General features: G+C 60.0%; 17 protein-coding genes and 2 pseudogenes. 10 read left to right on the top strand and 9 right to left on the bottom strand.

All coding sequences use genetic code 11. From position 1 onward, the window contains the following. Window positions 1-248 precede the first annotated feature (248 nt). Entirely contained in the window at window positions 249-1,040 is a 792-nt protein-coding gene (gene xth, locus NP945_RS08800) for an exodeoxyribonuclease III (RefSeq protein ID WP_127266514.1), read from the bottom strand. A gap of 369 nt (window positions 1,041-1,409) precedes the next feature. On the opposite strand from xth, the gene NP945_RS31960 reads away from it, so the two are divergent. Together NP945_RS31960 and NP945_RS08795 are read left to right on the top strand one after the other, a co-directional pair. After that, window positions 1,410-2,297: a hypothetical protein gene (locus NP945_RS31960; protein ID WP_372337961.1), complete on the top strand. Its 888-nt coding sequence runs from the start codon at window positions 1,410-1,412 to the stop codon at window positions 2,295-2,297. A gap of 211 nt (window positions 2,298-2,508) precedes the next feature. Then, on the top strand, window positions 2,509-2,841 hold the full coding sequence (locus tag NP945_RS08795; protein WP_236383374.1) for a hypothetical protein: 333 nt from the start codon (window positions 2,509-2,511) through the stop codon (window positions 2,839-2,841). 126 nt (window positions 2,842-2,967) lie between these two features. Here NP945_RS08795 and NP945_RS08790 read toward each other — a convergent pair whose 3' ends face one another. Further along, window positions 2,968-4,554, bottom strand: a complete 1,587-nt coding sequence (locus NP945_RS08790) for an FAD-dependent oxidoreductase (RefSeq protein ID WP_127270412.1) — start codon at window positions 4,552-4,554, stop codon at window positions 2,968-2,970. A 2,122-nt stretch (window positions 4,555-6,676) separates the two neighbouring features. Here NP945_RS08790 and NP945_RS08785 point away from each other — a divergent pair. The 5 genes and pseudogenes from NP945_RS08785 to NP945_RS08765 all read left to right on the top strand — a co-directional run. Continuing rightward, a pseudogene (locus tag NP945_RS08785) lies at window positions 6,677-6,909 on the top strand (hypothetical protein); the annotation flags it as partial. Between the two features lie 162 nt (window positions 6,910-7,071). Next, on the top strand, window positions 7,072-7,356 hold the full coding sequence (locus NP945_RS08780) for an AlpA family transcriptional regulator (RefSeq protein ID WP_127267915.1): 285 nt from the start codon (window positions 7,072-7,074) through the stop codon (window positions 7,354-7,356). A gap of 207 nt (window positions 7,357-7,563) precedes the next feature. Beyond that, window positions 7,564-7,818: a hypothetical protein gene (locus tag NP945_RS08775; protein WP_127267914.1), complete on the top strand. Its 255-nt coding sequence runs from the start codon at window positions 7,564-7,566 to the stop codon at window positions 7,816-7,818. Window positions 7,819-7,917: 99 nt separating this feature from the next. Beyond that, window positions 7,918-8,351: pseudogene (locus tag NP945_RS31955) on the top strand (TfuA-like protein). A 174-nt stretch (window positions 8,352-8,525) separates the two neighbouring features. Continuing rightward, a complete protein-coding gene (locus tag NP945_RS08765) occupies window positions 8,526-9,860 on the top strand; it encodes a hypothetical protein (protein ID WP_127267911.1) in 1,335 nt (444 codons plus the stop codon). Window positions 9,861-9,979: 119 nt separating this feature from the next. Here NP945_RS08765 and NP945_RS08760 read toward each other — a convergent pair whose 3' ends face one another. The 5 genes from NP945_RS08760 to NP945_RS08740 form a co-directional block, all read right to left on the bottom strand. Next, window positions 9,980-11,236: a site-specific integrase gene (locus tag NP945_RS08760; RefSeq protein WP_127267910.1), complete on the bottom strand. Its 1,257-nt coding sequence runs from the start codon at window positions 11,234-11,236 to the stop codon at window positions 9,980-9,982. 293 nt (window positions 11,237-11,529) lie between these two features. Beyond that, window positions 11,530-13,092: a glutamine-hydrolyzing GMP synthase gene (gene guaA, locus NP945_RS08755; protein ID WP_023809008.1), complete on the bottom strand. Its 1,563-nt coding sequence runs from the start codon at window positions 13,090-13,092 to the stop codon at window positions 11,530-11,532. A 55-nt stretch (window positions 13,093-13,147) separates the two neighbouring features. Then, window positions 13,148-13,816, bottom strand: coding sequence for a 5'-methylthioadenosine/S-adenosylhomocysteine nucleosidase (locus tag NP945_RS08750; protein ID WP_256746131.1), 669 nt, complete (start codon window positions 13,814-13,816; stop codon window positions 13,148-13,150). 141 nt (window positions 13,817-13,957) lie between these two features. Continuing rightward, window positions 13,958-14,416, bottom strand: a complete 459-nt coding sequence (locus tag NP945_RS08745) for a PaaI family thioesterase (RefSeq protein ID WP_013530371.1) — start codon at window positions 14,414-14,416, stop codon at window positions 13,958-13,960. Between the two features lie 126 nt (window positions 14,417-14,542). After that, complete coding sequence (locus NP945_RS08740) at window positions 14,543-15,832, bottom strand: RsmB/NOP family class I SAM-dependent RNA methyltransferase (RefSeq protein WP_256746130.1); 1,290 nt, start codon at window positions 15,830-15,832, stop codon at window positions 14,543-14,545. Between the two features lie 182 nt (window positions 15,833-16,014). Between NP945_RS08740 and NP945_RS08735 the strand changes: the two genes are divergently transcribed. After that, window positions 16,015-16,692 (top strand): MIP family channel protein, encoded by a 678-nt coding sequence (locus tag NP945_RS08735; RefSeq protein ID WP_013530368.1) that lies wholly within the window; start codon window positions 16,015-16,017, stop codon window positions 16,690-16,692. Window positions 16,693-17,033: 341 nt separating this feature from the next. Here NP945_RS08735 and NP945_RS08730 read toward each other — a convergent pair whose 3' ends face one another. After that, complete coding sequence (locus NP945_RS08730) at window positions 17,034-18,038, bottom strand: acyltransferase (RefSeq protein ID WP_024502339.1); 1,005 nt, start codon at window positions 18,036-18,038, stop codon at window positions 17,034-17,036. A 229-nt stretch (window positions 18,039-18,267) separates the two neighbouring features. On the opposite strand from NP945_RS08730, the gene NP945_RS08725 reads away from it, so the two are divergent. Then, on the top strand, window positions 18,268-19,908 hold the full coding sequence (locus NP945_RS08725) for a sulfatase-like hydrolase/transferase (RefSeq protein WP_256746129.1): 1,641 nt from the start codon (window positions 18,268-18,270) through the stop codon (window positions 19,906-19,908). A gap of 350 nt (window positions 19,909-20,258) precedes the next feature. Further along, the gene (locus NP945_RS08720; protein ID WP_245456765.1) at window positions 20,259-21,149 is read left to right on the top strand and encodes a LysR family transcriptional regulator; all 891 of its coding nucleotides are present in this window, start codon (window positions 20,259-20,261) and stop codon (window positions 21,147-21,149) included. A 45-nt stretch (window positions 21,150-21,194) separates the two neighbouring features. Here NP945_RS08720 and NP945_RS08715 read toward each other — a convergent pair whose 3' ends face one another. Then, complete coding sequence (locus NP945_RS08715) at window positions 21,195-22,028, bottom strand: hypothetical protein (protein ID WP_256746128.1); 834 nt, start codon at window positions 22,026-22,028, stop codon at window positions 21,195-21,197. Window positions 22,029-22,237: the final 209 nt, after the last annotated feature.

Below are 22,237 nucleotides of genomic sequence, written 5' to 3'. Positions count from 1 at the left end.
CCGGTCGCGCGTGATGGCGCGGCTCGGCCTGAGAAGTAATTGGATCGGGCGGCCGAAGGACATCCCCCCTGCCATCGCTTTCGGCCGCAAGCGACTTCTCGGCGCCCGCAAACTGCCTGCGCTTGTCGGCCAGTTCAGCAGTGAATGCGAAGCTTTTGCCACCACGAGATTGGTAGATCCCATGCTCAAGTGCAGAGACCAGCTTTGCAATAGCGAAAGCCCGGCATCCTGGCGAACAACGGCACCCTTCAATCACGGCCGGGTAGGTTGAGCTCTATCCAGGCTGGCGCATGATCACTCGGTTTTTCCCAGCCGCGCAAATCAGCGTCCACGCCGGCATCACGTAATCTGGACGAAAGTGACGGGCTGACGAGGAGATGGTCCATGCGCAGGCCGGAGCTCCTGTCGAAACCGCCACGATACGAAAAGTTCCAATACGTATAGATGCCCTTCTCCGGATGGATACGGCGGACAGCATCGATCCAGCCATAACCAAGCATTTCGGCGTAAGCTTGCCGGCTCTCCGGAAAGTAGACCGCATCGCCTAGCCAACGTCCTGGCACCGCGGCATCGATCGGCGTTGGCACGACATTATAGTCGCCGCACAGAACGCTCGGGGAGCCTTCCCTGAGCAGTACCTGGCTGTAGCTGATCAGACGATCGAACCATCGGAGCTTGTAGTCGAATTTCGGGCCAGGCGCTGGATTGCCGTTGGGCAGGTACAGACAGCCGATCACGATCCCATCCACCTCCGCCTCGATATACCGGCTGTGAGTATCGTCAGGATCACCCGGGAGGCCACGCCGACGCTCCAGCGGCTCTTTCCCTCGGGCGAGTACAGCTACACCGTTATAAGACTTCTGCCCATGCCAGACGGCACCGTAACCGGCGTTCCTGATGGCTTCGGCGGGAAATTTCTCATCCGAGGTCTTCAACTCCTGAAGGCAGACGATGTCATAGTTGGTCTGACCTAGCCATCTGATGAGCACCGGCAGGCGACCGTTCACGCCATTCAAATTGAAGGTCGCGATGCGTGTCATTGCATTATGCCGGCGGCGGGGTTGTCAGTCTTGCAGGCAGCCTCGCCAATAACCGCCGCTCCTTTTCTATACCGGCGCAAATCTCGCGCCTGGGCTGGCGACCGATGTGTCTCGATGCCATGTTTTACCTCCTGCGCCCTCCCCTCTTCTGGCACGCGACCGATCCTTTGGGGAGGCTCGCCCGCAGCCGCTCTCTCGTTCGATTTAGACGGTGTTGTCCTCTCAGCTCCTTAACCGCGGTACGGGGGGAAAGTTTCACTACAGCTTTGGCATTTCGCGTGGGTTCAGGGGTCCGGAGGCTTGCTAGGCAGATGAACCTTTAGGGCCGTCACTGCGTTGCCTGCGACAAAACGCGAACGATGCATTGTGATGGATTACAACCCACGTCCCGGGCCGCAGAAGCAGGAGGCAAGTGGCGCCGAAGCCCGCTTTTCCTTCGATCGAATGGCGGTCGAGCGGTTTCAGCAGGCTTTTCCGCGCGCGAGATGGAGTGACGAGCGCAAGAGCTGGTTCGTGCCCGGCACAACGGCAGCCCGGCGGATTGACCGGTGGCTAGCGCAAGAGGCAGCGCTACGGACGCCCGACGACGACAGCAAGGGACGAGATGCCTTCGCCTTCGATCCAATATCGAGCCAATATCTGGACATCGCGGACGACCTGCGCATTCGTACGCCCTACTCGAGGACAGTGCTTGAAGAGTTGCGTGCCGTCCCGTGGTCGAGTTGGGACGACGAATTGCGGGCCTGGAGAGTTCCATTTCGCTCATATGACGAGCTCCGGCGCCGGTGGCCAAGCATCGAAAAAGCTGCTCGCCATGCCGAGCCGGAGGAAAGAAAACGGCGACGTGTGGACGCCAGAAATACTGAAGGCTACAGAGCCTCGCGCCAACTGGCTGCTGAACGCCGGCGTCACCGCTACCCGTTGCCAACTCACGATCAACCTCACCTGGGTCGCGCTGTCGCAACCGAGCTCTACGGGGTCGTCGTCTTCACCGACATTTCCGGTGAAGTGGTCGCGCCATCAGACGCAACTTCCCTTTATCCTCACGCAATGGCTTCGAACGGCGAATTCGTTTGGGGCAGATGGCGCTCCGCTACACTGGGCGAACTTGTAAGGACATGGCCCGCAAGGGTGGCCGCTGGCCCGACCGAACGCCTGAGGGGTTGGTGGTGGCCAACACTTGCCGAGCTTAGAGTTGCCCGTCGAAAAGCCCGCAGTCGAGAGCGTATTGGGCGAAGTCGCAGCCGGCAGATGTGACGCTCGCATCCGGCCGTGCGGCTGGCACGAAGGTCGCTAATCGGGCTCTCCGTCGAGCGGACCTCAGGCACGTTTACGGCAGCACGAGGTCGTAGCGTTGAATGATGGGCGTGTGTTTCGGCAGAGAATTCAGCCCCCCGCTCAAGCGTCAGCTTCGCCAGTTTCACTCCGGCCGAGCTATTCCCGAAGGAACGGGGCGCCATGAAAGCCGTTGGATGCTTTTCAGCGAGAAGTCGTCATGCACCTCTTCCAAATCCTGCTTCCGCGCGCGGACAATGACGGCCGGCCATTTGAGCGGGAAGCTTTCGATCGGGTCAAGGAAGAGCTGGCTGCCCGGTTCGATGGCGTGACTGCCTACCTTCAGGCGCCAGCGGAGGGGTTGTGGCAAAAGGGTGCCGACTCCGCCATCGACGAAATTGTCATCTTCGAGGTCATGGCGGAAGAAGTCGACTTGTCCGATTGGTGCGCCCGCCGCTCCGAACTGGAACGCCGTTTCCGGCAAGACAGGGTAATCATCCGTTACATGCCGATGGCATTGGTCTAGCGCGACACCGTCGTCGCGTTCGCGATCCTCGTGTTCAGCGAGATATTTTGAACGATGAAGAGTGTCCAGGTGGGAAAAGCGCCCCGCCCGGTTGAAATGTTGGTGTTCATGACCGGACCGGGAGTTTCAGTCTGCGCCGCTGTGGGATTGTGCGTGTGATCTCTTGGACCAATCTGAGGCGGTTCCGGTCCGGGCCGACAAAGGACGGATAGCGGGACCATTGAGAACGGCTCCATCCGGCGCGAACTGGGAGCCATGGCAGGGGCAGTCCCAGCACTGCTCGGTCGAATTCCAATGGACGATGCAGCCGAGATGCGTGCAACTGGCGGAATGCATGTGCGTTCCACCGTTTTGGTCACGGCACACGGCGAGTTTGCTCAAACCGTCGCGGAGAATACCGCCCTGACCGGGTTCCAGATCGGCGGCTGATTTGATCTCGCCGGGCAACAGATACTCCGCGAAATTCTTCAACGCCGTCAGGTTCTCGCTAACGTAGTTCACCAATGCCAAGGGAGGCTTGCGATCGGGGGCATAAACCTCCTCCCACACACTGGATCCACCGACGACAAGGTCCCGGATGAGCAGGCCAGCCAACGCTCCGTGGGTGATTCCTTGTCCTGAATCCCCGGTAGCGATAAAGACGTTCTTGCTGCCAGGATTACGGCCGATGAAGCCGCAATAATCGATCGTGTCGAGAACCTGGCCAGACCAACGCGCTGCTTCCTGGCCCAGTTCCGGAACAAGGGCCCGGATCCAGGCGTCCAATGCATCGAAACGCGCCGAGCCGTCATCGGCTTCACCAGATTTATGATCACGACCGCCCGCAATTAGATAGTCGATGTCACCCTCCCCAGGTTGGAGACGAACGTAGTAATAGGGATCGTCCATATCCCAATAGAGCGCGTCCGGAAGAGTTGCTTTGGGCAGCTCGAATGCCATCGCATAGGTCCGATAGGGCGCCATCTTGCTGTGGATCGCCACCACCGTATTGACCGGCGAGTTTGTGGCAAACACGGCGTTGTCGGCGGTGATGGTTGCGCCCCCTTCCACGCGAAGGCGGATCTGTTCACCCTCCTCGATCTCGGTCACGGCACTTTCGGCAAAAGCCTTGCCTCCGCGCTCCCCGAAATCGTCAAGCAGGGCACGAAGATATTTCAGTGGGTGAAACGTGGCCTGATCGGGATAGCGTAGCACCGGCGCCGCTTCATGGCCTTTCAGCGGAACGCCGCGGCCGTGTTCCGCGACTGCGCCGACCTTGCCGGCCGCTTCATACTCTTCATCACATTGCTTGGTGGCTTCTTTTTCGTCCATCCAGGCTGCGGGAAAAAGAAATCCGTCGAGCCGACGAAAGTCGCAGTCTATTTCAAGATCGCTGACGTGTTCCTCGATCCGGTCGACAGCGGCTTGCTGGCTCTCTTGAAAACCTCGAGCGAGATCCTCGCCGCGGATTTTGACGAGTTCGCTTAGGCCGTCGTCGCAGATCGGGGCCAAGTGGGCGGTCGTGCGGCAAGTCATCCCACCGAGCAGCCGCCCCCTGTCGACCAGCACCACTGACTGTCCCGCCAGCGCAAGTTCGTAGGCAATAGAAACGCCGGCCATGCCAGCCCCCACCACCGCCACGTCGCATAGCACATCCTGTTCCAGTTGCGGGGCCGAGGGCAACTCCGTGTCCTTCATCCAAAGAGATTTCGTGGCTTCGTCACTGACGTTCATCGCTGCCTCCAACCTGGCTGCGCGTCTAACGGTCGGAACTGCATTTTGATCCGAAATGCGCAGACGAATCCAAATTGTTTGCTCCCTTGCGCGGAAATGGGACTACCAAGGGGTAGACCGTCGCAGATCGTGATTGACCGCGGGGCACTTCAGGAGATCATCAAGGGTGAAGGCGACTGGAACCGCGCGCGCCTCTCCACGCTCTGGGGTAAGGAAAAACGGAACAAGTTATTGACCTTCTGGACCGGGAGCGGCTCTTTGCCGAGACCAGCAACTAGGTCACCAAGAATTCATACACTGCATCAAGGCAAGCGGCGCAGAAGACCCTCACGGGAGATGGTGGCGACGGGTTTGGAATTCCACAGGCTCCTGCTCGACCTTGAATCTGCTTTGCAGGACGCTGGCTTTCTCGTCGTAGGAGTGCCGAGTGCCGAAGCCGCCGTAAAGGCGTTTGATGAGGGTCCAAACAAGTTCGCCGGCCTCCTTACGGACATCCGTCTCGGCTCTCGAGAATCTGGGTGGGAAGTAGCCGGGCACGTCAGGCGAGCCAACCCAACCCTACCTGTGGTCTACATCAGCGGCGATGGTGCGTTTTCCTGGGGGTCTGAAGGCGTCCCAGACAGCGTGATGATTGTCAAGCCGTTCTTCCCCCCCGCAGATCATTACGGCGCTGTGCACACTGCTCAATCAGCAACACCCAACAGTGCGCCGAACGGAGGCGAGCCCTCTCAGTAGAGCAAGTCGGCGTACTGAAACGCGAACACTGTCCCGCTGGTCTCATCGGTCACCTCAAGGAAGTAGTCCCCCGTCCGGTGAAGTGTCAAAGGTCGACCAGTTGCGCCTTCGGCTGCACGGAAAGAGGTCGGCGCTTCTGCGCGATAATCGGCTATCACCCGCCCCGCAAGAAGCTCCCGTATTTGATACGCCACGGCGAGCCCCAAGGGTCCGAATCATCCATTAGAGAAATCTAACATTTCCCTTTTGGCGAGGCGGGGTGTACTTTAGTTACCGCGGGGTGATCCTAGGGACCTACACTGCCCGCTGCCGAGAGGCGGCGGGCTTTTTTGATAGCCAGGAACCGAATGGCGCAAGTTGGATGCCATCAGCATTCCATCCGTGGAGGCATTGGGGCGCGGACTTTCAGATTACGCGATGGTGGAGTGGATGCGGTAGCCCGCCTGAGCCAGTCGCGTCCGAGTGATGCCCCCATCTCTCGTCCGCACCGCATCCAAAAATCTTGTAGCATCCTTGGCGCAGTCCGCATCGAGCCAAGCAACGTTTCATTATTGACAAAGATCGGGCCGTGACAAAAAGGAAACTCGTTGGGGCAGCACCCGTCCCCCAAATGGCCTGCCTCTCCAGGAGCCCGCTGCCGAAAGGTGGCGGGCTTTTTTGTGCGCTAGTCCTGATATGACGAGGCAGGTTCGAAAGCGGCAGCGTCCCCCCGCTGCCTGTCGAGGCCCCCAAGCCTCGGCCGGGTCCGCCTCGGCGCCCCAGTAGGGGCCGACCCACTGAAGTTCAAGTTCGGAGATCAAGGGAACCTGCTTCTGAAATCGAAGTTCAGTCCATAGCTTGGTTTACAGCCGAGCAGTCTCGAGGCAGGGCCCGTCATTGCTGATCGGTGGCGGTCCTTTGCCGTGCGCAGATGGTTGTTCGGGCAGGCACGCGTGTAGCACCGACGAACCTCCAATGCAGAAGCGCAAAGGTCTGACCCGTGAAACAACACAGCCTTTTCGACATTTGGAATGTGACCGTCGATCATCGTCCCTTCATCGTCGGTTGGTTGATTACCCGCCACGGCTCGCTTGGCGTGGCGGGTACTCTTCTGTGGAGGGTGCATGCGGCTTGGTCATATCATCGCGAATGCGTTCGCAGCGGGGTTGATCATCGTTCTCGTAGCAGGCGTTTTCCTACTCTTCGGGAAGCCGCTCTGGCCTGAACGACACGTCCGGATGGTAATCATCCCGCCCGCCCATCGAATGCCCACCTCCGCCGTCAACAATACGGGACCTGACCTGCCAACCAAATTTGATTTGAGCATCGTGCGGCCGAGGCCGCTTGCCAAAGAACGGTCATGAGTTCGGCGACATCATTGCCGATCAGAAACCAGGTCTGCATACGGATTGCCCGCCGACGGGCAGAGAACGCGATCATTGCGGGTATCTCGCTGGATCGGCTTGCCTCAATGGACAGGCTGTTGGAGGTTGATCCGTCGAATCGGCCAAACCCGCTTTCATTGGCTGCGCTCGGCGCCGGAAGCACCTGGTGCGTCGAACCTAGTCCGGGCTGACAGAACGAATCGCCTTCCTGCGCACGCTGGAGATCGATCCGAGATTGCAGATGCGGGTTGGCGCGAGTGTCGTGGCGGCAGAAGCCATTTGCGAAAAGTTGACCACCACAACGCGTGACTTGTCCCTTTTGCAGGTCAAAACCGCCGATGATGCGACGCGGGACAGGACGCTCTTTCATTATCGAACACCTTCGCCTTGAATTTGGGCCCATGCTGAGGAGTGCGAAATGGGTCGATCGAATGAAGAGGTACTGAAGCGTACAATCCGGAGACACCAATTGCGTGAAATGGTGCCCCTTGCAGACAGCACGATCTACGAAATGGAACAGCGGGGCGAATTTCCGCGACGCTTCGCGTTGACCGCCCGATGCGTGGTTTGGGACCTCGGCGAGGTTCAGGCATGGCTTTCGGCCCGCCGCTCGAAACCTATCCTCCGCGCACCAAATCCCGACGTGAAACAACGCCGAGCCCGTCCTGTCAAAGGCCTGGATCACGCGGCAAGAACGGCATAGCGCGATCTGGATGGTTAGCGCCGATACTAAGACTGAAACAGGAGGCTTGTTCAACTGGACGATCTCGAGGCCGGACAATCCGCCACCGTCCTGCGCACGAGGAATGATTATGTCCTAGGAACGAAGGATATATGGGATCCATCGCGTCCACTCGACAATGTCCATTGCTCCTATTATCTCACCTACAATCCCGACCTTGGATCGTGCTTGTTCGGCAGCTACCGGCTTCTGCCGCAAGGTGGCCTCCTGAACCAACGCCAGGATCTGAGTTTGCAAGATACCGTCGGCAGCGTGACGGAGGGCGTCCGCGACATCTATGTTTTCCCGCTCGGCGGCGGCAGATTCGGGATCGAAGCGGTACGCGTGCTTGCCGACGACCTGGTCAGCACGCACCAACCCGAATCCTATGCACAGTCCGGACGAGCTGCCCGCAAGCTACTGCGGCAATGGAGCCTCGCATAAGGCCTCTGATCTTCGTCGGTCCAAGCCTGTATCGCGCTCGCTGGTGTGCAAGGTGGGCAGGCGTTTGACATTGCGCCACCGGCCCGGTGCGGCGATGTCATGCGCGCGGTGCTCGAGGGGCGCAAGGTCATCGGGTTGATCGACGGCCTATTCGAATCGGGACCTGCAGTATGGCACAAGGAAATTCTGTTCGCGCTTGACGCCGGCTGCCGCCTACTCGGTGCGGCGAGCATGGGTGCCCTCAGAGCAGCTGAATGCTGGCAGTTCGGGATGATCGGCATCGGAAAGTCTTCGAGGATTATCTCACAGGACGCCGCAGTGCCGATGCCGATGTCGCCATGATTCATGGTCCGGCAGAGATTGGCTATCTGCCGCTGACGGTTCCGCTCGTCGATGTGGCCGACGTTCTGCAGCGAATGGTTGCGGCGGACATTCTGGACGGCTCGCTCGCCCGCCGTCATGGCTGTAGCCGGCAAGACCCATTTCAAGTCGCGGACCTGGAAACAGGTATTGGACGAAGCAGGCATGCATAAAGGGCTTCAGGAGGCCGCGCTTCGCTGGATCGCCGCAAGCGGACCCGCAGTGAAAACCCGCGATGCCCTTTTGCTGATCGACAGGCTCGGCGAAACATCTTCATGCAATATCGCTACAGGGACTTTCCTTCACACACCGTTTCGGCCCGGTTGCTCAAGCTTGTCAGGAACTGAATGCTGATGCGTTGGAGAACCGTCGCAGCCTCTGGGGCGTTGCTGATCGTCGCTTACGTCTCGACCCTATTGATGGCGGCCGATGAAGGATCAGGAAGCCTCTCTTCGTTGGCCATGTCATGTGATCTCGTCGCCGCGTATGGCGGCATTTTCGAAGTGCCCTCAGGAGTAGAGGTCAACGTCACCGACAAGAATCGCGGGGAGCTGCTGGAACGCGCTCGCGGTTGCGTCGAAGGGCTGCTCGTTGAAGAAGCGTCTGACCGATACAGGCAGATGATCGATACGCTCAAGGGACCAGTCGTTTCGCGGGCGCAGCAGGCAGAAAGAAGCTTTGTGCAGATCGAACTTGCAGCGGCTCTGGCGAACACCGATGCTGCCATACAGCAGCGAGATGTTGCTCGCCGGCTCGTCAGCAAATGGCAAAAGGCCAAAGACATCATCGAGCGACAAGGTGCCGGCCCCGCGCTCACGGAGAGTGGCTGGCCCGCAGTGGGCGAGGCGAAATTCCGCGACGACGTTCCAGCATACCTGAAGGCGTGTCGCGATGCGGGAGTACCGGTGCCCGGCTCATTCGCGGCGGACAAGCGCTGGGTCCATAGGGAGGACCTCGGTTCCGAAACACATAGGTATTTCTTCCCTTCAGATTGGACTGACGCCGAGGTGTGGACCTATAGGGATGATATCTCCGGCGGTTTCTGCGTAGCGCTCGTCAGGCGCAAACCCGGTTGGCCTGTGCAATATGTCGGCACGATCTGTGCAGACAAGCTGCAAAAGAAGGCGTGTTTATTCGACAACATTGTCTACGAAGGTTCCGGCACGAGCCGCATCACCTGGGATGATTTCAAGACGCGGGATTTCGGTGAACTGGTGCATCCCAAAGACGGTGAAGATCGTTGCAACGTCTGCCGCCTCGGCAATAACCCGTTCATTGTGCACCCGAAGACGATGCTTAGTCAGACCATCAAGTCAATGTACGCGGAGGACGTGCCGAAGTCGCAAACGTTTGAGTTTGTCGGTCTTGGGGACGAACCCGAGCCTTGGTCTAATTTTGGCCCGATCGTTCCCCCAGACGCAGGTGGGTGTTTCAGGTGCCACGGCCTGCCCCAAGTGACGACGAACCACAAGTTCTGCAGCAGCATCATCGAGATGGCCGCTAACAGGACCATGCCTCCCGGGCACTGGCCTCCCGAACCGAAGGGGGGACCATGGTTTTGGCCCGACGCCAACGGCTGCTTTGCAAAAGAATTTGCCCCGTTGGCAGACTACTTTCCAAGTCTGGTGAAACTGAAGTCCGTCTGTTCGGGCAAGGTCGAGAAAATCTGCCCAAGCCCGTAGCTGGTGGTCCGGACGGCGCTCGGACAAGCAAGGCGATGTGGCGATTGCACCAACTCTGGCAGCGGAAACGTTGATCAATTGTCAAGACGCGTCGCGTGAAGGCAACACCGGGGCTCCAGTCAAAACGCCGGGTCGGCCTGCAAGATCGGCATCGACGGCGGGATGAGCGTTGGCACATACTTCTTGCCTTGGACCCAGGCGTCCAAAATGTCCGACCACTCCTGCATCATATGCCGACGCTGCACCTCATACTCGGCCTTGTTGTAGACACCGCGCGACGAGCGCCCGTCCTCATGCGCCAGGCACTTTTCAATCCAATCACTGTTGAAACCAAGTTCATTCAACAGCGTCGAGCCCGTGCGCCGCAGGTCATGAACCGTAAACGGCTCCAGAGGCAGCCCCTCGGACTTCGCGCGTTCGATGACGGCGTACGTGACCCGGTTAAAGGTGGCGCGCGACATAGGAGCATCTGCGTCGTACCGCGACGGCAGCAAGTATCTGGAATTTCCCGCGCAGGTCTTTAGGGCGATCATAATGTCGAGCGCCTGGCGTGACAGGTATACATTGTGCGCCTTCGAGCGCTTCATGCGTTCCTTCGGGATCGTCCAGACCGCATTTTCGAAATCGACCTCGTCCCATACCGCGTCCTGCAGCTCGCTCTTGCGCACCATAGTGAGCAGGTAAAGCCGCATTCCCAAACGGATCGTGGGGAGTGTAGCGATATGCTCCAGCTGCTTCAGCATCACTCGAATTTCCGCGGGCGAAAGCGAGCGATCCTTTGGAACAAAGGTGGCGATCGATGCCGGTCCAACCTCTTCGGCCGGATTGGCGACCTTCTCACCATGCAAGATCGCGAAGCCGTAGATTTGCTTCAGTATGTCTCGAACGTGGATGGCGGTCGCCGGAGCACCGCGTTCAACGATCGCGCCACAATGGGCCCGCAGGTCATCGGGCGTGATCTCCGTCAGCAAGCGATTGCGCCAGACCGGAAGAAGCTCCCGTTCGAAGATGGCGCGTCGCATGGCGCGCGTGCTGTCGGCCATCGGCGCGGCCGCGAGCCACTTCTCGCCGAATTCGCCGAAACTCTTTGCCTCTTTCAGGCGGCGCTTGTCGCGCTGTTTCTCGATCGCCGGCGAACGTCCCTCGCTGACGGCGCGCTTGGCATCAAGGCACTTCTCTCGTGCCAACGCGAGCGAGATTCCATCTCTGCCATATCTGCCTAGATAGACCGTCTCACGGCGTCCATTCAGCCTGTAATCCAGCCGAAACGAGATCGTGCCACTGGGCATGACGCGAATGTACATGCCGTCACGGTCAGCAATCTTGTAGGCTTTTTCTTTTGGTTTCAGTGCCTTAAGGGCGGCGTCCGTCAGCATACCCATTGCCTCCTAAAAAGTACCGTCAGTACAATTTCGAAGCTTCGTGACAGAAGGTTCCTTTTTTCTTCAATGCCTTAAGGCACAAAAAAGTACCGTCACAAGCCTCATTGGCTCTGACGGTACTTAGAAAAACTCGGGGGGGCAATATGCGGAAGGTCCGTCAGGCGGCCCGTCAAAGCCAATCTCTGCGTGCCGATTGTCGCTGATTGTCTCTGAAAGGATTTATTTTCGTTTTCAGTATGTTACATCGCAGATTGGCGTATTCTCGGCGGCGTTTGAGTAGGCCTGAATCATTCCCACTCGATTGTTCCCGGCGGCTTCGACGTCACGTCGTAGACGACACGGTTGATGCCGCGGACTTCGTTGATGATGCGGGTGGCGGCGGCGCCGAGGAAGGCCATGTCGTAGTGGTAGAAATCCGCCGTCATGCCGTCGACCGAGGTGACGGCACGCAGCGCGCAGACGAACTCGTAGGTGCGGCCGTCGCCCATCACGCCGACCGTCTGCACCGGCAGCAGCACGGCAAAGGCCTGCCAGATGGCGTCGTAGAGGCCGGCCTTGCGGATCTCGTCGAGATAGATGGCATCGGCCTCGCGCAGGATCTCCAGCTTTTCGCGGGTGATCCCGCCTGGGCAGCGGATGGCGAGGCCTGGGCCGGGGAATGGATGGCGGCCGATAAAGCTTTCGGGCAGGCCGAGCTCCTTGCCGAGCGCCCTCACCTCGTCCTTGAACAGTTCGCGCAGCGGCTCGACCAGCTGCATGTTCATGCGCGCGGGCAGGCCGCCGACATTGTGGTGCGACTTGATCGTCACCGACGGGCCGCCGGTGAAGGAGACGCTTTCAATGACGTCGGGATAGAGCGTGCCTTGTGCCAGGAATTCGGCGCCGCCGAGTTTCTTGGCCTCTTCCTCGAACACCTCGATGAACAGCCGGCCGATGGTCTTGCGTTTTTTCTCCGGGTCCGACTCGCCCTCGAGGGCGTCAATGAAACGGTCCGACGCGTTCACCAGAATGAGCGGCAAATTGTAATGCTCGCGGAACATCGCCACCACGCCCGCGGCCTCGTCCTTGCGCATCAGGCCGTGGTCGACAAGGATGCAGGTCAGCTGGTCGCCCACCGCTTCGTGGATCAACAGCGCCGCAACGGAAGAATCGACGCCGCCCGACAGCGCGCAGATGACCTTGCCCTTGCCGACCTGCTTGCGGATCGTCTCGACCGCGTGCTCGCGGTAGGCGCGCATGGTCCAGTCGCCCTCGATGCCGGCGATGTTGTGGACGAAATTCCTGAGCAGCCGGGCGCCGTCGGGCGTATGCACCACCTCGGGATGGAACATGATGCCGTACATCTTGCGCTCGATGTTGCCGAAGATGGCGAAGGGCGAGCCCTCGGACTTGCCGAACACTTCGAAGCCCTTGGGCAAGGAGATGACGCGGTCGCCATGGCTCATCCACACCTGGTGGCGCTGGCCGGGCGCCCACAGGCCCTCGAACAGCGGGCTGTCCTTTTGTATCTCGACGAAGGCGCGGCCGAACTCGCGATGGTCGGAGCTTTCGGCGACGCCGCCCATCTGCACACACATGGCCATCTGGCCGTAACAGATGCCAAGCACCGGCACGCCGGAATCGAAGACGATCTGCGGCGCGCGCGGGCTGCCGATATCGCCGGTCGAAGCCGGACCGCCGGACAGAATGACGGCCTTCGGATTGATACGCTTGAATGCCGCTTCGGCCGACTGGAACGGCACGATCTCGGAAAACACGCCGGCCTCGCGGATGCGGCGGGCGATGAGCTGGGTGAACTGGCTGCCGAAATCGACAATCAGGACGGTGTCGGGATGATTGGCTGTTTTCATGGCGAGCGTTTAGAGAAAGAAACGAGTCGACGCAATGGGTTGCGTAGCCCGACTTTCAGGCTGGTCCGGCATCTTCATGGGATGGTTCCGTCCGAAGGGCGCCGTCGCCGATCGCCTGTTCGAGCCGCATGACGGCGTCCGCCAGCTTCTCGTCGATGACTTCAAGATATTCGGTCCAGTCGCCGACATGCCTGAGATCCGCCGCCCCGTCGGAAATGCCGCGCAGACCGATCAGCGGAATGTCGAACAGCTGGCAGGCGCGCAGGCAGGCGAAGGTCTCCATGTCGACCATGTCGGCGGCAACAGCATCATACGCCGCGCCAGTGATGATCGCGCCGCCGGTCGACAGGGTCGCCTGCTTGATGTCCGGTATCTTGAAGGGCAATGGCACGGTTACCGGCAGGTCGAGGAAGGGGGTGGCGCCCTTCTCGAAGCCGAGCGGCGAAGCGTCGATGTCACGGTAGCTGACCGAAACCGCCTGGTAGATTTCCGTCTGCTGCAGCGTCCGACTGCCGGCTGAACCGAGCGAAACAACGAGATCCGGCAGTGCTTTTTGCGATTTCAGCCAGGAGAGTTCAGCACCCAGCCTGACGCCGGCCTCGACCGGACCGACACCGGTCATCAGCGGCGTGAACAGCTGCTTGAGGTGCGGGCCGTATTCGGCCTGCGCCGCCATAACGAAGAGGACGTCCTTGCCCGACAGGCGGGAGATTTTATCGGCCATGATGATTTATTCCTCTCCGCCCGATCATCTGCTTATCTGCACCGCCGCTCGCCGGGACCCGCTGCCTCCGGCAGCTCCCGGCGTTCGTGGCCTTTCATCGTGCCACCGGCACGATGAATTCGCCTGCGGCGAACCGGCCACTCACCCTTCAATCCCATCGCGGCCAACCACCGTCATCATGGTGCCGGTCATGGTGGCGATCAGCTTGGCCTCGCCGTCGGCGGCGAAGGCGTAGGCCTGGCCGTCGGCGACGATGATGGTGCGGCCTGGCTTGGTCACCGAGCCGCGGAACAGGAAGCGCTCGCCCCTGCCCGGCGCCAGGAGGTTGACCTTGAACTCGATGGTCAGCACGCCGGAATTTTCCGGCATCAGCGAAAAGGCGGCATAGCCGCAGGCCGAGTCCAGCGCCGTCGAAATGACGCCGGCATGGAGGAAGCCGTGCTGCTGGGTGAGTGCCGCCGAATAGGGCATCTCGATCTCGATGATGCCGGGCGTCACCAGCGTCAGTTCGGCGCCGATCGTGGCCATCGCCTTCTGACGCGCGAAGGAGGTCCTGACGCGATCCTCATAGTCCGGGGCGGGTACGATCTTTGCTGCCATTGCCGCTGCCTTCCTTTACGCGGATAAGCTTATTGCAGAGGCATGGACGGCAGGCAAATGCTTTTGCTGCACTGCACAATCGACTTGGCCTGCCGGCCGGCGCCACGCATCCGTCAGGAACTGGATTCAGGCCGATCTGCGTAACGCACAGAGATAAAACCCATCGGTGCCGCTGAGCGCCGGCGACAGCGAGATGTCGCCTTTGGCGCCGATGCGTGCGGCTGCCTCATGGCCGGGAAAACGGCTGTCCCAGAGCTGGCGGTGGTCGACGGAAACAAAGCCGCTGTTACGGTTCCGAAAGGCCGCGATCTGCTCACCGTTTTCCTCATCAAACACCGAGCAGGTGATGTAGACCAACAGGCCGCCCGGTTTGACATAGGCTTTGGCCGCATCGAGGATCGCCGACTGCTCGCCCTTGCGGGCATCGAGCTGTCTCTGCGTCAGCCGCCATTTGGCGTCGGGACGGCGGCGCCAGGTGCCGCTGCCGGTGCATGGGGCATCGACCAGCACGATGTCCATGTGGTTGCCGAGCGGCGCGAGTTCTGTGGGTTTGGTGACCACCTGCACATTGCGGTTTTCCGAACGGCGGATGCGGTCGAAGATCGGTGCCAGCCGTGCTTTCTCCGCATCATGGGCAAAGATCTGCCCTCGATTTTCCATCGAGGCCGACAGTGCCAGCGTCTTGCCGCCGGCGCCGGCGCAGAAATCCAGCACCTGCATGCCGGCTTCGGCCCCGGCAAGGGCGGCCGCGATCTGCGAGCCCTCGTCCTGGACCTCGAACCAGCCCTTCTGGAAAGCCGGCTCGGCCTGCACGTTCGGGTGCCGGCCGTCGCCGTCGATCGGCGGGATGCGGATGCCGTGTGGCGCGATTGCCGAGGGTTTCGCGCCGGTTCCCGTCAGTTCGGCCAGCACCTTGTCGCGGTTGGCCTGCAAGGTGTTGACCCTGAGGTCGAGCGGCGGGCGCGTTGCCAGCGCGGCGCCCTCGTCGGCCCAGGTCGAGCCAAAGGCGCGCTCGAAAAGCGGCGCGCACCAGTCCGGAACATCCGCCCGCACCGCGGCCGGCGCATCGTCAAGCCGGCGTTCGGCGATGGCCTGAAGCTCGGCGGCGGTCAGCAGCGGCGGTGCGAACTTGTCGCCATCGAGCGCCTCGTTGAGCGATTGTGCCGTCTGGCGCCATTCGAGCAGCAGCGCGCCGAAGCCGATGGCGCGCGGCGTGTCCTGCCCCAGCAGCCAGCCCGCGGAACGCTTGTGGCGCAAGGCGTCATAGACGATGTTGCCGATCGCCGCACGGTCGCCGCCGCCGGCGAAGCGATGCGACAGGCCCCAATCCTTCAGCGCGTCCGCCACCGGCCGGTGACGCCGGCCGATGTCTTCCAGCACTTCGATGGCCGCAGCCAGCCGTCCGCCCAGTCGCATGGTCTTGTTCCGTCACGCAGAAAATTATTCCGGCCCTGCTCTAGAGCGCGCAACCGGCGCGCACAAGCAGGTCGGCCTGCACAACCGCTCTGCTTTCCAACTTTTCTGGTTGCGAATACTCTTCCGGTTGTGATTCGCGGCGCGCAAAAGGTGGACCGGCGGATCGACACGAGGAGAGGGCAATGAAGACTTATCTGGCGGAAGTTCTAGGCACATTTCTATTGGTGTTCATCGGTACGGCTTCTGTGGTGACGGGCGGCTTCGGCGGCGCGCTGCCGCTCGGCCAGGAAGGCATCGGTCTGGCGTTCGGCATCGGCCTCATCGCGGCGGCCTATGCGATCGGCCCCATTTCGGGCGCGCATCTCAACCCGGCGGTGACGCTCGGCGTCTTCCTTGCCGGCCGGCTGCCGGCCAAGGACGTGATCCCCTACTGGATCGCGCAGGTCATCGGCGGCGTCCTTGCTTCGCTGGCGTTGTGGATCATCGTTTCCGGCCAGGTTGGCGGACACACCACCGGCTTCGGCGCCAATGGCTGGGATGTGACGAAATGGGGTGTCAGCTCGGCATTCCTGTGGGAAGTGATCGGCACCTTCACCTTCGTCACCGTGATCCTTGGCGTCACGGCTGAAAAGCACTCGACGGCGTTCGCCGGACTGGTCATCGGCCTGACGCTGGCAGGATTGCACTTCGCCATCATCCCGGTGACCGGCACGTCGCTCAACCCGGCCCGCTCGATCGGTCCGGCACTGTTTTCGGGAACTGCCGCGATCGGCCAGCTCTGGCTGTTCATCGTTGCACCGCTGATCGGCGGCGCCATTGCCGGTGTCGTCGCCAAGGCGCGCATCTTCGAGAAGGACTGAGCTCTTTGGAAGGCTGAATATGAAAAGGCGCGGGCCATGGCCCGCGCCTTCGTGCTTGGCATAATGGAACCGCCAAGTCTTCTATTCCCCAATGACGACTTAAATAGGCTCGGCCTTAGATGGCAACTTTGTGCAGCATCGCTGACGTTGCGACCAGCTTTGCCATTTCTTGAACCGGCCATTGCATGAGTGCCGCAGATTGATTGGGACCGTAGACGGGCGCTGAGCTTGCTCGGATGCTCGGTTGCAGTCGTGTATGTGCTTTTCCGTGATCGCGTAAGTGAAGCTCCGGATTTTCAGGTGTTGAAGCCGCATTTGCGTAGGGCGACGGATAAGCCGGATTAGACCATTGCGAAGCGATTTCGCCGCCATGACTGAAACGGCTTTTCGACGAAGGTCCAAGACAGTGCGGCGATCGCAAGCGAAAGTACAAGCGTCACGACAAGGACCATGCGCCAGTCGTTGGTGTACATCAACGCCGCTCTGGAAATCGGATAGTGCCATAGATAGACCGAATACGAGATGATGCCGATATAGACGATCGGCCTCCATGCAAAAGCACGGGCTATCATCGTTTCATTGTTGAGCAGCGACACGACGAGGCCGGCCGACGCCATGTCGATAAGCGGTTGCAGATAGGCGGTCGATACAGGCTCTTGTGTTGCCACGAACGCAAGAACCACAAGCGCACCCAAAGACGACAGCCCTACGATATTGGCGTGCCGACCCTTGAGGCTGATGCCCGAAACAGACACTAATGCGCCCAACAGCAGACCAGAGAGCCGAGTGTCGAAACGGAAAGCAGTCATCTCGAACTCGGTGTAGTGATAAGCATTGCCCAGCCGCCAAAGCGTTGCCACGACGAACGCTATCGCAAGCGCCTTGATCCTTGACCTTTGGGCGAGCTTTGCCAGCCCCAGCACCGCCATCGGCCAGATCAGGTAGAAATGCTCCTCGACCGCAAGCGACCATGTGTGACCAAGCAGGGGAATGACGCCATGGAGCGCACTTACATAGTCCGCGAGATACAAAATCGAGATAGCGACGATCAGCCCAATAGGGACGTCCGGCCAGAATAGCGGCCCGATTATCAGGGCTGCGGCAAGCAACATAACAAGGGGCGGCATCAGCCTAACTGAGCGGCGCAGCAGAAACGCTCCGATCGCGATGGTGCCCGTACTGTCGGCCTCTCGCATCAAGAGCGACGTGATCAAAAACCCGCTCAAGACAAAGAAGATGTCAACGCCGATGAAGCCGCCAGGCATCCATGGGCTCTGGGAGTGATGCACGACAACCAGCATCGCGGCGAGTGCCCTGACGCCGTCTAAAGCTGGATTTCGTATCACTCAAGCATTACTCCCGCCAAGAAGACTTTAATCCTACCTTAGAACATCACGGCGGACCAGCCTTCTATGGCTGTCCGGCACCCTAAAAGGCAGGTTGCTTTCGCCCTACGACATTAGCTTTTTCTAACTTAACAGATCGTTCAATGAGGAAAAATTTTCTGCATCTCCTTAGTATAGTTTTAAATGGTTCTCGATATTCACTTCGGACATCACCGTTCGAGTGCAAGGCATGCGCGGAATTCCTGCGGTTTCTTCCAGGCCAATCGCATCATTGGTTAGCGCCGCGACGGTGGGCTCGCTCACCTGGCTCGTATCGCTAATCAATCTCTCGGAGAAAAGGCTGCTTGTCATCCTTGGCCTTTGCGCTCTGTGGGCGCTTCTGTTGCTGGATTGTCAGCAAGGCGCCAAGACAGATCAGCCAAGACGCAGGTGGTTCAGCATCTATCTATCGCTCATCCCCTGCTTCCTGTTTCTTTTCTATGTCTATCTTGAAAGCGTTTTCGGCTATTTCGATTGGGCCGCGATGTTCATGCATGTCGGTGCCGGGGTTCTTACCCCCGGCGTCGTTCTTGAATGTTTGATGAACACCGGAAACACGATACTGGTCATCTTGGTCGTGCTTCTCGGTCTCGGCGCGCTAAAGGCGCGCGGCACACTGACAAGGAGATTAGACGTCGCCCTGATGGCGTTCTTCCTAGCGGCAAACCCGATGCTGACGCGCCCGATCGCGGCGGCGGTCCATCTCAACCCGCTGCATGATTTCCTGTCCAAGCACTTCGTCGATATTACCTCGTTGACGAAACCGGCCGCGGGGGCGTCCGTGACCGCCGTGCCGAAGAACCTCATACATATCTTCATCGAGAGCGCCGAACGCACCTACATGAACGAGGCGACGTTTGGCGATGTCATGGGTCCGCTGCTCGAATTCGACAGGCGTAGCCTCTCAGCGACCAACATGGTGCAGCTGGCCTACACCAACAATTCCATCGCGGGCATGGTCGCCGCGAATTGTGGAACGCCGCTGCTGATGTCGTATTTCACAACCCGCGAGTATCTGGAGGAGAATTCGCAGTTCCTGCCAGGCTTGACCTGCTTGGGCGACGTCCTGAAGTCGCGGGGCTATCGGCAGAGCTTCGTTTCCGGTTGGCCACTCGGCTTCACCGGTCAGGGGGCATTCTATGCCACCCATGGCTACTCATCGCTTTTTGGGGGATCGGAAGTCGTCGCTGCCGTCGCCGGGTCTGGCAGCACTTTTGGCGCCAGCGACGCCCAGGTTCTGGATATGAGTTTCGACATTTTGCGGCGCGCGCAGCGAGACGGCAAACCGCTCGCGCTGACGATCGCCGTCAGTGGTGGGCACGCGATGGACGGCTATCTGACGGACAAATGCATCGGCAAGACCGGACTTTCTCCGCAAACCCCCAATATTCTCCATGCCGTCAAATGCACGAACATGCTCATCGCGGACTTCATTCACAAAGCCGAGGCAGAAGGGCTGATGGCGAATACCGTTCTGGTGCTGCAAAGCGATCACCTCAGCGCGCCGAGCACGGTGACGGATCAGTTGAACAGGTTTGAAAGACGCAACTTTTTCTCCCTGTCGGGCGATGGCATTCGCCCCCGCACATATACCGGACTTTCGAGCGTGGTCGATATATTCCCGACTATTTTGGACGCTCTAGGCGTGCCGCTCCCGAATGGCAAGGCTGCATTTGGCGTCTCGCTGCTCGGGGATCGACCGACAATGGTCCAAGCGCTTGGGCAGGCCCAACTCGATGACGCGATCTATGCCGACGATGTTCTCGTCAGATCATTCTGGCAACTGAAGCCGGCACGGACGGCTGCGGCGGCCGTGGCTGAACCTCGCTAAATGCGAAGCACATGCCGGCTGAGCACTCGACATCGGTTCGCCTCTTAGTGCTCCCCGTATTAAAACCGGACGTTCCACGATGTGCATCCAGCCGTCGGCATCATCCCCCGGCGGGTCTTGTTGTCGTCAAGGCTACCCGGACCAGCCGTCCCGATTGCCGTCACCTCAGTAACCCGACCGGGCGGGAAAGGAACTTCGAAGCCATTGCAGGATTGACTGGAGCCGCATGTCCTTCAGTCTCCGGAACCGTGCTAGAGATTGCTACCGATTGAATAGCGCCTGCTGTTTCGAGGTCCCCCTGCTGGTTCGAGGTCCCATTGACGAAACGGTTATCGGATTTCGACATTGGCTTGCTGCTGACACTCGACGCGCTGTTGAAGCACCAGAACGTCACCCATGCGGCGGCGAGATTGAACATTACCCAATCGGCTTTGTCGGCCCGCCTGACGCGTCTGCGTCAATTGCTGAACGACCCCCTCTTCACAACGGCGGCGTCCGGACGGGGAATGATCCCGACGCCTCACGCTCTGGCACTTGAGCCCGAACTCACCCGGCTGCTCGAACGGTTGAGCGATTTCGTGAATACTGCTCATCTGTTCGACCCCGCGACAAGCAAACGTGTCTATCGCATTGCCGCGACGGACAATCCGGCAGCGATCCTGGCGCCGGACCTCATTCCGCGGTTCAAATCCCAAGCTCCCAACGCAAAGGTCGCCTTTACGGTGCCCAACAAGCCGAGGATCGTCGAGCATCTGGAGCAGGGCGACATCGATCTCTTCATCGGAGCCGCGGAAGACGGTTCGAGTGGTCTGATCGGGCAGAAGCTGTTCGAAGAAGAGTTCGTTACCGCCCAGCGGCACGGCCATCCGCGTGGCAAGGGGTCAATCACCCTGGACGAATTCTGTGCCCTCGACCATCTGCTCATTTCGACGAGCGGCGGGCATTTTGCAGGGATGATCGACGACGCGCTTGCCGAGATCAGCCGCTCGCGCAATGTGACGGTCTCCATCCAGAGCTACGCACTGGCCCCGCTCGTTCTGGAAAACAGCGATCTGATCTGCACCCTGCCCCGGCGATTCCTGAGGCGCTTCGCTCAAGTCCTCGATCTGTTCGAAGCCCCCTTGGAGCTCTCGCCGTTCGCCATGAACCTGTTCTGGCACCCACGAATGCGCAGCGACCCCGCCCACATATGGCTGCGCAAACTGGTGATACAGAGCGCTCGCAGCGGTCACGAGGGGTAGTGGCCGAACACCACGCAATCGTTCCGGCTACCACATGCCGTGCAATCAGAGCTTCTGAAGCAGGTAGTCGCCAACCTTGTCGGCAGCCGGATCGAACAGCGTGTCGAGCCGCGAATTCAGTACGTAGACATCGTCGCCCAAGATCGCCGCGGCCGTCGGCATCGACATGATGCTGCGCTCCTGCCGGACGATCGTCGCCGATGCCCACCCGTCGGCGGATACCAGTTCGACGGTGCGATCTGCGCCCAGGTTCTGCACCACGATGAGGTGCTGGTCATCGATCAACTGAATGCCGTCGGCACCCGTGAGGGCCTCGGGCAGTTTAACCGGTTCGACCGTGCGGGGGTCGGCGATACTGACGCGAAACAGCTCACCCGTATTGTATTTGCCCACGAGCAGATAGCCATCCTTGTGCCAGGCGATGCCGTTCAGCTTGAAGCCGTCGCCATTCGTGAAGCGTGGATCCTGCACAAAGATCGCCGCCTTGCCCGCTGTGTCGATCCGATAGACGATCGGAGCAAAACTGTCGGTCACATAAGCGTTTCCGTCGGCATCGAGCGCGATGTCATTGGCAAAATGCGTACCTTCGCTGAGGCTGCCGAGATCGTAATAGGCCCGAGGCTGGCCGGTCGTGGCATCGTAGGTGGCCACCGCCGCAAGCTTGCCCTTGCTCGCCGCACCGGTGCGATCGCCGACGCCCGGATCGGAGTTCGTCACCCAAAGCGTGTTGCGCTTGTCGTCGACGAGCAGACCCGCCGTGGAAACCAGCCTCGCATCGTGCACGAACACCGTGTACTTCCCGGTTTTGTCGACCTTGGCCACCAGGCCATGACGCACCGAGCCGACCATAAAGGTGTCCTGCCTGGCCGACCATGTCATGCTCTCCGGATAACTCTGGTCGGAGGCGAACGAAATCCCCTGAGCCGTGCTGCCGGCCATCGATGGCGATACAATGTTGAAGAGAATCATGGCTGCGACGCCAGACATTAGAGAACGAGAGATCATGATTGGTTCCTTTCGGTCGGTTGATGTCACCGCTCTAGAACTCTGAGCGCGCCTCGAGAAATCGCGTTTCACGATGAGACGAA

Source organism: Mesorhizobium sp. LMG17149, assembly GCF_024518695.1.
Lineage (GTDB): Bacteria > Pseudomonadota > Alphaproteobacteria > Rhizobiales > Rhizobiaceae > Mesorhizobium.
This window is presented reverse-complemented; position numbering and strand designations above follow the sequence as displayed.